Source organism: Bacteroides sp. PHL 2737 (genome assembly GCF_004115325.2).
Taxonomy (GTDB): Bacteria; Bacteroidota; Bacteroidia; order Bacteroidales; family Bacteroidaceae; genus Bacteroides; species Bacteroides hominis.
Genome location: NZ_CP040630.1, coordinates 2,828,633 through 2,843,351, shown reverse-complemented (window position 1 = coordinate 2,843,351; position 14,719 = coordinate 2,828,633). Strand labels below are relative to the sequence as shown.

Here is a 14,719-nt window from a genome sequence, read left to right as displayed (position 1 = left end):
TATAAATTCTCAATTCGAAAACGTCTAATTATTGGACACTCTCTTGCAGGGAGTTACAAAAACAAATATCTTTACCACGAACTTAAAAACAGGAAGCGAATCAAAAGGAGATATCATGAACACGGGAACTATTCTGATTGTAGACGATAACAAAGGGGTGTTGGCTTCACTCGAACTTTTGCTTGAAAACTACTTCTGCAAGATACTGACGGCTTCGAACCCGAATCAGATCACTGCCCTGCTGACGACCCACCGCATCGACGTGGTCATCCTGGATATGAACTTCTCGGCAGGCATCAATAATGGCAACGAAGGGCTGTATTGGCTGGGACATATCCGGAAGATGGCTCCTACTCTGCCCGTAGTGATGCTGACTGCTTACGGAGACGTGGAACTTGCCGTAAAAGCACTCAAAAACGGAGCTGCCGACTTCCTCCTGAAGCCATGGGATAATCAGGCCCTGATCGATAAAGTGACGGAAGCCTACCGCAATAACATGAAACCTTCGGAACGGCAGACAAAGGAAAACAAAAAAGAAGGGTTCGAAATGCTGGTTGGACATTCGCCTGCCATGCTGCAACTGATGAAAGTAGTATCTAAAGTGGCACGGACAGATGCCAACATCCTGATAACAGGAGAAAACGGAACCGGTAAAGAGATATTGGCACGGGAGATTCACCGCCTTTCACCTCGCGGTGCACGCCCGATGCTGAACGTAGACATGGGAGCGATCAGCGAATCACTGTTCGAGAGTGAACTGTTCGGGCACGAACGGGGGGCTTTCACCGATGCTTACGAAAGCCGCCGGGGAAAGTTTGAGGCCGCCGACGGAAGTTCACTGTTTATGGACGAAATAGGCAACCTGCCCCTGTCGCTCCAGGCCAAGTTGCTCACGGTACTCCAAAGCCGCAATGTGATGCGGTTGGGAAGCAACAAAGTGATCCCGGTGGATATCCGCCTGATTTCGGCAACAAACAAGGACATACCCGCAATGGTAAAAGAGGGGATGTTTCGTGAAGACTTGTTCTACCGCATCAACACCATCCACCTGGAACTGCCTCCCTTGCGTGAGCGGGGAGACGACATTTTGCTCTTTATCGACGGTTTCTTACGTAAATTCGCTTCCAAATATCAACGTCAGGAAATACGGATGCACGAACAGACTGTTGAAAAACTGCGCGGGTATCACTGGCCGGGCAATATCCGGGAGTTGCAGCATACCATCGAGAAAGCGGTCATCTTGTGTGAGGGCAGCGTGATCCGCCCTAAAGATATCTTGGTGAAACAGACCTGGCAGCCACAGGCAGCAGTCACCGTTCCCAATCTGGAAGAGGTGGAACGGCAAGCCATCGAAACTGCCATCCTGCAAAACAACGGTAACCTGACTGCCGCTGCCGAGCAACTGGGCGTGAGCCGGCAAACGTTGTATAACAAGCTCAAACGATTCAAACTCTGACCCCGATGATATTCAGCCGACGCATCTATTTCATTATACTGCTCCACATCGTACTGATACTCGCTACGGCAGGTGCCGGACTATGGCTGATCTTATCCGGCACCGGATACATCATCGGCAGTATATTGTTGCTATGTTCTCTTTTTCAGATCGGTGCACTGACCCGGCGGCTAAATACATTCAACCGAAAAATCAAATTGTTCTTCGATGCAGTGCAGGATAAAGACAATATGCTCTACTTTCCGGAAGTGAATGTCAGCAAAGAACAGGAACAACTGAACCGTTCGCTCAACCGGCTCAATGACCTGCTTGCCCGTACCAAAGGCGAAAACCAGAAACAGGAGCACTTCTACCGGTCGTTACTTGAAGAAGTGCCCAGCGGCGTGCTTGCCTGGGATGCTTCGGGCCGAATCATCACTGCCAACAGTGCTGCCTTCTCTCTGCTGAAGTGCAACCGTCTTTACACCGAAATGCAACTGGCACAACTGCTGAATGCAACCGGCATTCGCGACAGCCTCAGCATATCCCGAAAAGAGATGATCCTGGAAGGTGAAACCATAACCATCTTATCCATCAAAGATATCGGTGACGAGCTGAGTGATAAGGAGAGTGAATCGTGGAGCAAACTGACACATGTGCTGACCCATGAAATCATGAACACGATTGCACCGATCATTTCACTCTCACAAACCTTATCCGCATATCCGGATATCAACGAAAAGTCAGCCCGCGGACTACGGATTATCCAAACGCAAAGCGAACGGCTGATGGAATTCACGGAATCATTCCGGCATCTGTCCTACCTCCCTCACCCGGAAAAGAAACGTTTCTCACTGACCGATATGTTGCGCAACCTGGAAGAACTGTTGCAAAGTGATTTCCGCGAACGTGGCATTCACTTCGTGTTACAATCCACACCGGATTCGATAGAAACCGACGGCGACGCAAACCAGCTGTCACAAGTATTCCTCAACTTACTGAAGAATGCGATGCAGGCTCTCGAAGGACAGACGGAAGGCAGAATCATCCTCCGCCTGCAACAGGCAGACCGTCTGCTGATAGAAATAGAAGACAATGGTCCCGGCATCCCGGAAGAGATACGTGAGCAGATCTTCATTCCTTTCTTTACCACAAAAGCGGAAGGAAGCGGAATAGGACTCAGTCTCTGCAAGCAGATCATCCGACAACATGACGGACACTTATCGATCCGTAAGAGTCGTCCGGGACAAACAATTTTCAGTATCGACCTGCCTCAGGACTGAAACATTTTAGTAGGTGTAATGTTATAAATAGAGAGGAATCTCTACTCTCCTTTTTATTTATTATGAAAGAAAAATATTGGAAATATTCTTTAATTATCATCATCATCGGACTGGGCATCATCTTGTTCCGGCAAATTACCCCTTTTCTCGGCGGATTATTGGGAGCACTCACCATCTATATCCTGGTCCGGCGACAAATGATGTATCTCGGTGCACGAATGAAACGAAGTTTCGCAGCCCTGCTGATTACAGGTGAAGCCATCCTGTGCTTCCTGGTACCTATTTCTCTGATTGTATGGATGCTGGTCAACAAGTTGCAGGACATCAATCTGGACCCACAGGCCATTATTGCCCCTGTTGAAGAATTGGCAGGGATCATCAAGGCGAAAACAGGATATGACGTACTGGGCAGTGACACACTTTCGTTCATCGTTTCTCTGCTCCCCAAAATAGGACAGGCAGTCATGGGAGGTATCAGCAGCTTTGCAATCAACCTGTTTGTTCTGGTCTTTGTACTTTATTTCATGCTGATAGGAGGAACCAAAATGGAGTCCTACATTGACGACATCCTACCTTTCAATGAGAAAAACACCCGGGAGGTAACACACAATATCAACATGATTGTCCGCTCCAATGCCATCGGCATTCCCTTACTTGCCGTTATTCAGGGAGGAGTCGCACTGATCGGCTACTTTATCTTCGGAGCACCGAATGCCTGGTTAGTGGGTGTTCTGACTTGTTTTGCTACAATCATCCCGATGGTGGGGACTGCTCTCGTCTGGTTTCCGGTGGCTGCCTACCTTGCACTGACCGGTGAATGGGCAAACGCCATCGGACTGGCAGCTTACGGAGGAATTGTCGTTTCGCAATGTGACAACCTGATACGCTTTATCTTACAGAAGAAAATGGCAGACACCCATCCGCTTATTACAATCTTCGGTGTAGTCATCGGATTACCGTTGTTCGGATTCATGGGAGTCATCTTCGGACCGCTTATATTATCGCTGTTCTTGTTATTTGTCGATATGTTCAAAAAGGAATATCTGGACAATAAGAAATAAGAAAGAAACAAATCACCTAATCTCTGAAAAATTATGTACTTTTGTGACGTAAACATCTTGTAAGATTCAATGGAAGCATTCACATTCAATACGGCCGAACTGATACTGCTATCAGCCGCAGGCGTTCTTTTGATCGTTCAACTTATCTACTATCTCGGACTGTATAACCGGATACACACCCACAACCTTGCTGTTGGAAAAGATGAAGTACACTTCGGACGGGAACTTCCCCCGCTGTCTGTAGTCATCTGTGCACGCAACGAATCGGAAAACCTGCGCCGAAACCTACCCGCTATCCTGAAACAGGATTATCCGGACTTTGAAGTAATCGTCATCAACGATGGTTCTACGGACGAAAGCGAAGATCTCCTGTCAGAGCTGGAAGAAGAATACCCGAACCTGTATCACAGTTTCACACCGGACAGCGCGCGGTACATCAGCCGGAAGAAACTGGCACTGACGCTGGGCATTAAAGCCAGTAAATATGACTGGCTGGTATTCACCGAGGCCGACTGCACTCCGGTCAGTGACAAGTGGCTTCGACGGATAGCACGCAATTTCACGCCGAGTACAGACATCGTACTGGGATATAGCGGTTACGAACGGGGAAAAGGATGGCTGCACAAACGGGTATCTTTCGACTCGCTTTTCACCTCGCTTCGCTATCTGGGTTTTGCCCTGGCGGGTAAACCGTACATGGGCATCGGGCGCAACCTGGCCTACCGCAAGGAATTGTTCTTCAAAGTCAAAGGATTTTCTACCCACTTGAACATGCAGCGGGGAGAAGATGACCTGTTTATCAACCAAATTGCCAATGAAAACAATACCCGGGTGGAAACCTCACCGGATTCAGTGATACGGATGCAACCTGTGGAACGCTATAAGGACTGGAAAGAAGAAAAGGTAAGCTATATGGCAACCGCACGCTTCTATAAAGGTTCACAACGCTGGTTACTGGGGTTGGAAACCGCCACGAGGCTATTGTTTTATGTCGCCTGCCTATCGGGAATCGTATTCGGTATCCTCTCTTTTCACTGGCTGGCTGCGGGACTGGCTCTATTGTTATGGATCGTACGTTATTCGGCGCAAGCCTACGTCATCAACAAAACAGCCAATGAGATGGGAGACAACCGCTCTTACTACTTTACACTACCGGTTTTCGACATCATCCGTCCGCTACAATCCCTGAAGTTCAGACTCTACCGTCTCTATCGCAGAAAGGGTGATTTTATGCGAAGATAACTTGACTACTCGTACCGCATAGAACTGGCTGGATTGATCTTGGTAATCAAATAAGAGGGACCGACCAACATTAATACAGAAGCCAATAAGGTGCCGGCATTGATCAGAAGGAAAAGCCAGATGTTCATGGAAACCGGCACCATACTTACATAGTAAGTTTCGGGATCGAGTTTAAAAAGTCCCAACTGTGACTGCAAAACACAGAAAGTAATCCCAATTGCATTTCCCCACAACATCCCTTTCCCAATCAGAAAAACAGAGAACCACAGAAATACTTTACGGATAGTGAAATCATTGGCTCCCAAAGCCTTCAGGATACCAATCATCTGTGTGCGTTCAAGGATGATAATCAATAATCCGGAAATCATCGTGAAGCCGGCTACCCCAATCATCAGGATAAGAATGACCCATACATTCAGGTCGAGCAGATCGAGCCAGGCAAATATCTGAGGATTCATTTGTTCGATGCTCTGTACGTAATAAGTCCCCCCGTAAACATCTTGCTTATTGTCCGTATCAACGGCTATACCATAGGTTATATCTTCCAGTTTGTCATAGTCACGTACCTGCAACTCTGCTCCGCTCACTTGTCCGGGGGCCCAGTTATTCAAACGGTTCACCAAATACAAGTCAGTCAGCAGAAAGAGATTATCATATTCAGAAAAGTTCGTTTGGTAAATACCTTTCACCGTCAATCGGCGGGCACGCACATCTTTCTGGATAAAATAGGCATATATTTTATCTCCCAGTTTCAGTTTCAGCCGGTCAGCTATCGCTTTCGATATGACCACCTGATTGGTGGAAGCCGTATCACTGAAGACCGGTATCTCTCCTTCTACCAGATGGTCGCGGAAAAAGGCAGGATCAAACTCCGGACCGACACCTTTGAGCACCATGCCCTGAAAAGCGTCATCTGTCTTTATCATCCCCGGTTTGGTGGAATATCGCTGCACATGTTTCACTTCCGGACGGGCGGAAAGAGCGATCATCATACTGTCATCCACCACAACCGGATGAGTTTCGTAGGACCCTACCGCATCAAAATTACTGATTTGGATATGGGAGCCGAAGCCGATCACTTTATTACGTACCTCACTCTTAAAACCAATCACTACAGATACGGCAATGATCATCACCGCCAAGCCGATAGCAATGCCAATCATGGCAATCAGGACAGCAGGACGGGAAACTTGTTTCCCCCCGTCCGTATCACGATAAATCCGACGGGCAAGAAAATAGGAAAGCCTCACCTTGCCCTTCTCTTTGGAAAAGGGAACGGAGTTGCTTTGACTATGTGAATGAATGGATGACATCAGGTCTTATTCTGTTCTTCCCGGATAAGCCTCCAATGCTTTTTGCAGAACAAAGAGCGCACGGGTTAAATCTTCCTTTTTCAATACGTAAGCAATACGGACTTCATTCTTTCCGGAGCCCGGAGTAGTATAGAAACCGGAAGCCGGAGCCATAAACACTGTCTGTCCTTCATACTCAAACTCAGACAGACACCAGGCACAGAATTTATCCGAATCATCGACCGGTAACTTGGCTACTGTATAAAAAGCTCCCATCGGAATGGGGGAATAAACACCCGGTATACGGTTCAGACCGTCAATCAGACATTTACGGCGCTCAACGTATTCGTCATAAGTTTCGCGTGAGTACTCTTCGGGAGCATCCAGTGAGGCTTCGGCAGCAATCTGTCCGATCAGCGGAGGACTCAAACGTGCCTGACAGAACTTCATCACTGCATCACGCACTTCTTTATTCTTGGTTATCAAGGCACCGATGCGGATACCACATTCCGAATAACGCTTGGAAACAGAGTCAATCAGTACCACGTTATTCTCAATTCCTTCCAGATGGCAAGCCGAAATATAAGGGGAACCGGTATAGATAAACTCACGGTACACTTCGTCGGAGAAAAGGAAAAGATCATACTTCTTCACCAAGTCACGGATCTGGTTCATCTCACGTCGGGTATACAGATAGCCGGTCGGATTATTCGGATTACAGATCAAGATACCCTTGGTACGTTCGTTGATCAACTCTTCAAATTTCTCTACTTTCGGAAGAGAGAACCCCTCCTCAATTGTCGTAGCAATGGTGCGTATTTTAGCTCCGGCCGAAATGGCAAAAGCCATATAGTTGGCGTAAGCAGGTTCGGGAACAATGATCTCGTCTCCCGGATTAAGGCACGACATGAATGAGAAAAGTACAGCTTCGGAACCTCCGGTAGTAATGATTATATCATCTGCTGTCAGGTTGATATTGAATTTCTCGTAATATCCTACTAATTTCTCGCGATAGCTACGATAACCGGCACTGGGACTATATTCAAGCACCTTGCGGTCGATGTTGCGTATCGCGTCAATCGCGGCCTGAGGAGTGGGCAGGTCCGGCTGTCCGATGTTCAGGTGAAATACATGGATTCCCCGCTGTTTGGCAGCATCTGCCAGGGGAGCCAGCTTTCTGATAGGAGATGCAGGCATCTCTGTTCCGCGAATCGATATGGTTGGCATAATCTTGAATTATAAATGGTCAATTAATAAATATGAGCGGCAAATGTACACAATAAATCGGACACAAAGACATAAAAACTTTAAAAACCTTATCAAGGGTAAAAACGTTGTGGTAATATCAACGGAAAACGATACATTTGTATAACTACAAACCTAAAACGATAACATAATGACCATAAACCTGATCACATTTGCATCGATTCTGCATAAGCAAGCCACTGTACGTAGTTCGCACGAAGCGATTCTCAGTGAACTGGAAAAATATTTCACCGTAAATTTTATTGATTACCGGGACATCAGCCAGTTGCCAAAAGATGAATTCAGCATCATTTTCATTGCTACCGGAGGGGTAGAAAGACTGGTAATGCAATACTTCGAATCGCTCCCCCGCCCTGCCATTATACTGGCCGACGGAATGCAAAACTCCCTGGCTGCAGCACTGGAAATTTCCTCTTGGTTACGTGGGCGGGGTATGAAAAGTGAAATCCTCCATGGAGACTTTATGAGTATCGTTCAACGAATCCAGGTACTTTATACCAATTTCAAGGCACAACGTTCATTAGTAGGGCTTCGCATCGGAGTGATCGGCACCCCTTCTTCATGGCTGATTGCAAGTAATGTGGATTATCTGCTCGCAAAGCGGCGTTGGGGAATTGAGTATCTGGACATTCCGTTGGAACGGATTTATGACGTATACGACCGTATTACAGACAACGAAGTCGGTGCCTCATGCGCCGCGGTTGCTTCGCAAGCTCTGGCATGCCGTGAAGGGACTCCCGAAGATATGATTAAGGCAATGCGCCTTTACCGGGCCGTCAAGCGAATCTGTAAAGAAGAAAAACTAAGCGCCGTCACCCTGAGTTGTTTCAAACTGATAGAGCGCACCGGTACTACCGGTTGCCTGGCTCTTGCCATGCTGAACGACGAAGGGATCATTGCCGGATGTGAAGGGGATCTGCAATCTGTATTTACATTACTCGCCGCCAAAGCACTGACCGGGAAAGTAGGTTTCATGGCAAATCCTTCAATGATTAACGCCCGGAGCAACGAAATAATACTGGCACATTGCACAATCGGAATGAAGCAAACCGAACGTTACATCATCCGCAGCCATTTTGAAACGGAAAGCGGTATCGGTATTCAGGGACTGCTGCCGACCGGAGATGTCACTATCGTGAAATGTGGTGGAGAATGTCTGGACGAATATTACCTTTCTACGGGAACTCTGACCGAAAACACCAATTACATCAATATGTGCCGTACACAAGTACGTATAAAAATGAATGCACCGGCTGATTATTTCTTGAAGAATCCACTCGGGAACCATCACATTTTGTTACAAGGTAATTATGAAGATGCACTGAACGAATTCTTACAGGCAAACTCCTGTAAACGTACGGAGTAAATGCACTCAGGGCTTAACGGAGGTAAATTCAGAACTCACCACAGAGAATACAGAGTGACACGGAGAGAATCTCAGATCATTGGTTACCAACACAGATAATCTGTGTTACCCCGTATTCTCCGTAGTGGAAAGAGTATTGACACATTCCTCCCGTCAAGGCCTAATTTAATACATGCAATGAAAGACACACGATATATGAAAAGAATCTTCCTATCAGTACTGTTTATCTGTACTTTCCTTTCTCATCTTACTGCACAAACAGGCAAAGAAAGCGAACTTATCAAGCAGAATTATATCCGGTCGGTTATCGGACAGGACGAGAGCAAACAAGCTTTCTTACAACTATTATCTAAAATTCCTCCCGAAAAAGAGGTATCCGACCAGAACGTTATCGAACTTCAACAACTTTACCCTATTCGCCGGGAAGAGATACACCGACTGATCAGTACGATACGGGGAGACGGTTCATGGCCGGACATCAATTATGCCGATACCAAACGTTCGGGATGGGAACCGAAACAACACACAGAGCGGATACTGAAACTAACCAAATATTATGCCCGCGAAAAAGAGAATGCTTCCGCACAGGAGATTTCAGCCGTAACCAGCATTATTCACCAAGCCATGAATTACTGGTTCACCGAAAAACTGGTCTGCAAAAACTGGTGGTACAATCAAATAGGTATTCCCCGCACCTTGGGACCGGCTTTCCTCCTTTTCGAAGCAGAAATAACGGAAAAAGAAAAGCAGGAAGCCGTGCGGGTGATGGAACAATCCCATTTTGGCATGACAGGACAGAACAAAGTATGGCTGGCAGGCAATGTACTGATCCGGGGCTTGCTCTTGAATGACTCCCAACTGGTAAAAGAGGCACGGGAAAACATTGGCTCGGAAATCGTACTGGGACAGAAAGAGGGTATTCAGCCGGACTGGAGCTTCCATCAGCATGGTCCCCAACAACAGTTCGGCAATTACGGACTTTCTTTCCTCTGCAACATGAGTTTTTATTCCGAACTGTTTGCCGACACCCCTCTTGCATTCAGCCAGGAACAACAGGATATCCTTGTATCCCTTCTTCTGAAAGGGTATCAGTGGATTGTATGGAAAGGTCATTGGGACGTAAACGGATTGAACCGGCAACTCTTCCACAGCGCCGATCTTCACAAATCATTCAACCTGCTCTTCGCAGCCTGCTCACTGATGAAGGGAAGCAATGAACAGCAGACACAGGAAATAAAGGCATTTATAGCCCGCAACTTTCTACATCCGGATGCAAAAAACGATTTCACAGGAAATAAGTTCTTCAAAGATTCCGACTTGACCATTCACCGTACCTCTGACTGGATGGCATCTTTACGCATGGCATCCAGTCGGGTGATCGGTACGGAACTGGTAAATGAGGATAACCTGAAGGGATATTACATGGCAGACGGAGCTGTCTATACGTATATTCGGGGAGATGAATACCACAATATTTTCCCTTTCTGGAACTGGCGTCGGATACCCGGTATCACAACCTATGAAAGCAATGCTCCCATCCCGACAGATAACGGACCGAATTCACGCAACAAAACCAATTTCACAGGTGGAGTAACAAACGGAAAACAGGGAATCACCGCCATGCACTTGAACCGTAACGGGCTATCCGCGAACAAAGTATGGATATTCACCAATGAATTTATCCTGTGCCTGGGAAGCGATATCCATGCAGACAGCACTGCCACACTTATCACCTCCATCGATCAACGATTCAAAAATGGTGAAATATGGACGGAAGGAAACCGCCGTTATTTCCACGACAACACCGGATATATCCTTCTGCAAGACGAACTTTGCCTGGCACTGGCAGAAAAGAAGAAAGGACAGTGGCACGACTTCATGGGAATGTACGCTCCCCGGATGTTGGAAGATGAAATTTTCTCTATTTACATCAAACATCCGTCAGGTGTCCCTGCCACTTACCGGTATTTGGTGCTCCCGGCTTCCACTCAGGAGAAGACGGCTGCATTCAATATTTCAAAAGTACAGGTATTGCAAAATGACAAAAAGGCACAGGTGGCATTTATCGACAAAATGTACTACGTTGCTGTTTGGCAGGCAACGACTCTCAAGCTGTATAACGGAAAAAAGATACCTATAAAAAAACCGGGAGCCTATCTGTATCGTGCAGACGGTACCCCGGTTTCCCAAGCTGTTTTTCCCAAAGGAGAGATTTAAGAATCTACCTTCCGGCTATCTCATATTTTCAGGTAATTCGTAATATCTCACCCAGTCGACCTCCATCTGTACGGGAAGCTCCGCATCGTCTATCTCTCCGGCCCATCCTCCAAGTATCTGGTTGAGCAGCAGGAAGAACGGAACATCGAAAGGCCACTGCACAGAACCCTCCTCTTTGATGCGGGGATAACTGAAAGTGAGCGAATCATTGATGAACATATCAATCTTATCCGGTGTCCATTCCATCCCAAACACATTAAATTCATGCGGATTGTAGGATGCGGTGGTATAATAGTCCGGATCTGTTTTATGTCCTAACACTTTGATATATTCGGTATGCATGGTATGATAGACGAATGTATCTTTGTTCAATTGTTCCATTATATCGATCTCTCCACATTTGGGCCACACACCATACGTTGTAGAATCAGTCGGCTTGAGCCAGATAGCAGGCCAGGAACCTTTAGCGCTGCCCAGTTTGGCACACACCTCAAAGCGTCCGTACAAGAAATCTTTTTTACCCAAAGTCTCAACACAACCGGCCATGTAGCGGATCGTATCATTCGGATCGCTATTGGGCAAAGCACGCAAAATCAACTTACCGTCTTTTACGAATGTAACAAAGTTATTGTCCCGGCAAAAGGGATGCCAAGGAGAGAACACCCACTTTTCCGGATCGGGTGTACCGTCTTTCTCGAACTCATCTTGCCAAGTGAGCCTCCAGTCTATATCACTTTTATAAAGCTTACGGACAGGAGTATCTTTGCAGGATGACAATGATATGCCGGCAAATGTCCAAAAGACAAACGGCAAGGTTAACAATAAGTTTTTGTGTTTCATGATATATTGGTTTAAAGTGAGACCTCCACCCATTTTCCACCATGCCATTCGGTCACTGTCTCAAACCCGGCCTTCCGTAAAGCATCCAATGCTTCGGGACGTCCGCTGTTGATACGCTCGGGATAATGCGAATCACTGTTCACCTGTATGCGGACACCCAACTCCTTCAACAACGGGAAATAGCGTTCGTTCGGAAAGAAGGTACCCAAGTGATGCAAAGCCTTGGTATTGATCTCTACGATATACCCTTTGGCCGCAACAGCTGAGAAATAATCGTGCATCAAGTCATCATACCAAGGTTCGTCCAACAGGCCGGGACGGTAACAGGCTGCATTGTGATGCATCTTGTCGGCATGTCCTAAGATATCAAACCCTCCCAATTCCACCATCCGCAACAGACGTTCGTAATACAGACGTACCACACGATCGAGATCACCACCGAAATGCTGATCGACAATATCCCTGAATACCTCCGCACACACATCAATATCAACCACTTCTTCCCGGTCGTTATAGAGCAAATGTACCGAGCCGATACGATAATCGAGCGGCAATTCGCGGAAACGCGGCACAGCCGGATTGCTGTCTTCATTCAGGTAGTCTATCTCCAGGCCGATAGCCAGTTCAATCTCCGAAGCATACTTCTCCTTCATCCGGGCAAACTCAGTCAAATAGTCGTCCATACGATCCCACTCCATCGTCCAATGGGTAGGGAACGGTAGCGGAGCATGCGAAGAAATACCATAGGATGTAAATCCCTGGCTGATGGCAAAACGGATAAAATCCTCCATGCCGGCCCGGCCGTCACAATAGAGGGTATGGCTATGATAATTGGTCAGATTCATGATTCTATTTCACTAAGTTCAAGCCAGCGCATGGTTTTCTCGTCTATCAAATCGTTTACCTCCGGCAGCCGCTTTGATTTATCGGTCAGTTCATCCACCGAAAGTGTACCGCTGCAAAGCAGTTCCTCTATCTGTGCTTTCTCGGCTTCCAGCCCGGCTATTTCTTTCTCCAGTTGTTCGAACTCCCGTTTCTCTTTGAAACTCATCTTACGCTTATCGTTCAGACGGACACGGGCTGTCTTTTCCTCCTGCGGTTTCTCAGCTTCCTTCTCCTTTTGGGACTTCGCTTCTTTCCAGTCCCGGTAATCGCTATAGTTACCGGGAAAGTCACGGATATCTCCCTGTCCATTGAATACCAGCAAGTGATCGACCACCTTATCCATAAAATAGCGGTCATGGGAAACGACAATCACGCATCCCTTGAAGTTCTGCAAATACTCTTCCAGCACATTCAGGGTAATGATGTCGAGATCGTTTGTCGGTTCATCAAGTACCAGAAAGTTCGGATTACGCATCAGCACGGTACAGAGATAAAGACGACGGCGCTCTCCACCGCTCAGCTTATAAACATAGCTGTGTTGAGTTTCGGGAGTAAACAGGAAATGTTGCAGGAACTGAGAGGCTGTCAGCTTCTTGCCGTTACCCAGCTCAATCACTTCGGCGATATCCTGCACAACGTCAATCACCTTCATTTGCTCGTCAAACTGCAATCCGTCCTGCGAGTAATATCCGAAACGTACGGTCTCCCCGATATCCAGCGTACCGCTATCGGGCTGCACCTGTCCCATCAATATCTTTATAAAAGTAGACTTACCCGTACCGTTGTTCCCAACAATCCCCATCTTCTCGTAACGGGCAAAGATGTAAGAGAAATCTTCCAATATCTTCAGGTCACCGAAACTCTTATAGAGATGATCGGCTTCAAATATCTTACTGCCAATGTAGGAAGCCTTCACCTCCAGTTTCACATTATCGTTGTTAAACCGTTGTTTGGCTACTTTCTCCAGTTCGTAGAAAGCATCTTCACGATACCGGGCTTTATGTCCGCGGGCTTGCGGCATACGGCGCATCCAATCCAGCTCGGTACGATATAAATTATTGGCACGCTCTATCTCTACCGTCTTCGCCTCAATCCGTTCCTGGCGTTTCTCCAGATAATAGCTGTAATTCCCTTTATACTGATAAACCTGACAGTTGTCTATCTCGATGATTTCAGAACAGACCCGGTCGAGGAAGTAACGGTCATGCGTTACCATCAACAGACTAAGGTTCGTACGACGAAGGTACTCTTCCAGCCATTCGGTCATATCAAGATCGAGGTGGTTGGTGGGCTCATCCAGAATCAGCAAGTCCGGTTCGGTAATCAGGGCATTGGCTAAAGCCACCCGTTTGAGTTGGCCTCCGGAAAGATGTTTCACCTGTTGCTCAAAATTCCGTATCTTGAGTTGAGAAAGAATCTGTTTGGCTTTCTGTTCGTACTCCCAGGCTTTTTCATGGTCCATACGCACCAACAGGTCATCCAGTCCCGGATGTCCTTCGGTTTCCATACAGCGTTCGTATTCCTTAATAAGCTCCACCGTACTGTTGCCATGATGAAAACAGGCTTCCAATACAGTCAGTTCTTCGGGATATTGCGGATCCTGTTCCAGATAGTCTACACGAAGGTCACGGCGGAACACAATATTTCCACTGTCATATCCTTCCTTACCGGAAAGTATATTCAACAGGGTGGTTTTACCTGTACCGTTTTTAGCTATCAAGCCGATACGCTGGCCTTCGGCAATACCGAAGGAAATATTTTCGAAAAGTACCAGATCCCCAAAGGATTTGGTAAGGTTATCTACTTGCAAATAAGGGGTCATAATAATCGTA

At 46.9% G+C, this 14,719-nt stretch carries 11 protein-coding genes; 6 read left to right on the top strand and 5 right to left on the bottom strand.

What is annotated here, in order from left to right:
* The first annotated feature begins 115 nt into the window (after nt 1-115).
* The 4 genes from DBK98_RS11605 to DBK98_RS11590 all read left to right on the top strand — a co-directional run bounded on the left by DBK98_RS11605 (nt 116) and on the right by DBK98_RS11590 (nt 5,021).
* Complete coding sequence (locus tag DBK98_RS11605) at nt 116-1,456, top strand: sigma-54 dependent transcriptional regulator (protein WP_032531853.1); 1,341 nt, start codon at nt 116-118, stop codon at nt 1,454-1,456.
* A 5-nt stretch (nt 1,457-1,461) separates the two neighbouring features.
* Nucleotides 1,462-2,718 (top strand): PAS domain-containing sensor histidine kinase, encoded by a 1,257-nt coding sequence (locus DBK98_RS11600; RefSeq protein WP_005809155.1) that lies wholly within the window; start codon nt 1,462-1,464, stop codon nt 2,716-2,718.
* Nucleotides 2,719-2,780: 62 nt separating this feature from the next.
* The gene (locus DBK98_RS11595; protein WP_005809158.1) at nt 2,781-3,779 is read left to right on the top strand and encodes an AI-2E family transporter; all 999 of its coding nucleotides are present in this window, start codon (nt 2,781-2,783) and stop codon (nt 3,777-3,779) included.
* Between the two features lie 69 nt (nt 3,780-3,848).
* The gene (locus DBK98_RS11590) at nt 3,849-5,021 is read left to right on the top strand and encodes a glycosyltransferase (protein ID WP_005809282.1); all 1,173 of its coding nucleotides are present in this window, start codon (nt 3,849-3,851) and stop codon (nt 5,019-5,021) included.
* A gap of 5 nt (nt 5,022-5,026) precedes the next feature.
* Here the strand turns inward: DBK98_RS11590 and DBK98_RS11585 are convergent, their stop codons facing one another.
* Complete coding sequence (locus DBK98_RS11585) at nt 5,027-6,271, bottom strand: ABC transporter permease (protein WP_032531923.1); 1,245 nt, start codon at nt 6,269-6,271, stop codon at nt 5,027-5,029.
* A gap of 69 nt (nt 6,272-6,340) precedes the next feature.
* Entirely contained in the window at nt 6,341-7,540 is a 1,200-nt protein-coding gene (locus DBK98_RS11580; RefSeq protein WP_005776370.1) for a pyridoxal phosphate-dependent aminotransferase, read from the bottom strand.
* A gap of 169 nt (nt 7,541-7,709) precedes the next feature.
* Between DBK98_RS11580 and DBK98_RS11575 the strand changes: the two genes are divergently transcribed.
* Both DBK98_RS11575 and DBK98_RS11570 read left to right on the top strand, forming a co-directional pair.
* The gene (locus tag DBK98_RS11575) at nt 7,710-8,945 is read left to right on the top strand and encodes a fucose isomerase (protein WP_032536329.1); all 1,236 of its coding nucleotides are present in this window, start codon (nt 7,710-7,712) and stop codon (nt 8,943-8,945) included.
* Between the two features lie 195 nt (nt 8,946-9,140).
* Complete coding sequence (locus DBK98_RS11570; RefSeq protein WP_032536330.1) at nt 9,141-11,162, top strand: polysaccharide lyase 8 family protein; 2,022 nt, start codon at nt 9,141-9,143, stop codon at nt 11,160-11,162.
* Between the two features lie 15 nt (nt 11,163-11,177).
* On the opposite strand, the gene DBK98_RS11565 is transcribed toward DBK98_RS11570, so the two are convergent.
* The 3 genes from DBK98_RS11565 to DBK98_RS11555 are packed head-to-tail and all read right to left on the bottom strand — an operon-like array spanning nt 11,178 to nt 14,709.
* Nucleotides 11,178-12,002, bottom strand: coding sequence for a glycoside hydrolase family 16 protein (locus DBK98_RS11565; protein ID WP_005809291.1), 825 nt, complete (start codon nt 12,000-12,002; stop codon nt 11,178-11,180).
* Nucleotides 12,003-12,013: 11 nt separating this feature from the next.
* Nucleotides 12,014-12,847: a histidinol-phosphatase gene (locus tag DBK98_RS11560; protein WP_032536331.1), complete on the bottom strand. Its 834-nt coding sequence runs from the start codon at nt 12,845-12,847 to the stop codon at nt 12,014-12,016.
* Nucleotides 12,844-14,709, bottom strand: coding sequence for an ABC-F family ATP-binding cassette domain-containing protein (locus DBK98_RS11555; RefSeq protein WP_005776365.1), 1,866 nt, complete (start codon nt 14,707-14,709; stop codon nt 12,844-12,846). The genes DBK98_RS11560 and DBK98_RS11555 overlap by 4 nt, the downstream gene beginning before the upstream one ends.
* Between the last annotated feature and the right edge of the window lie 10 nt (nt 14,710-14,719).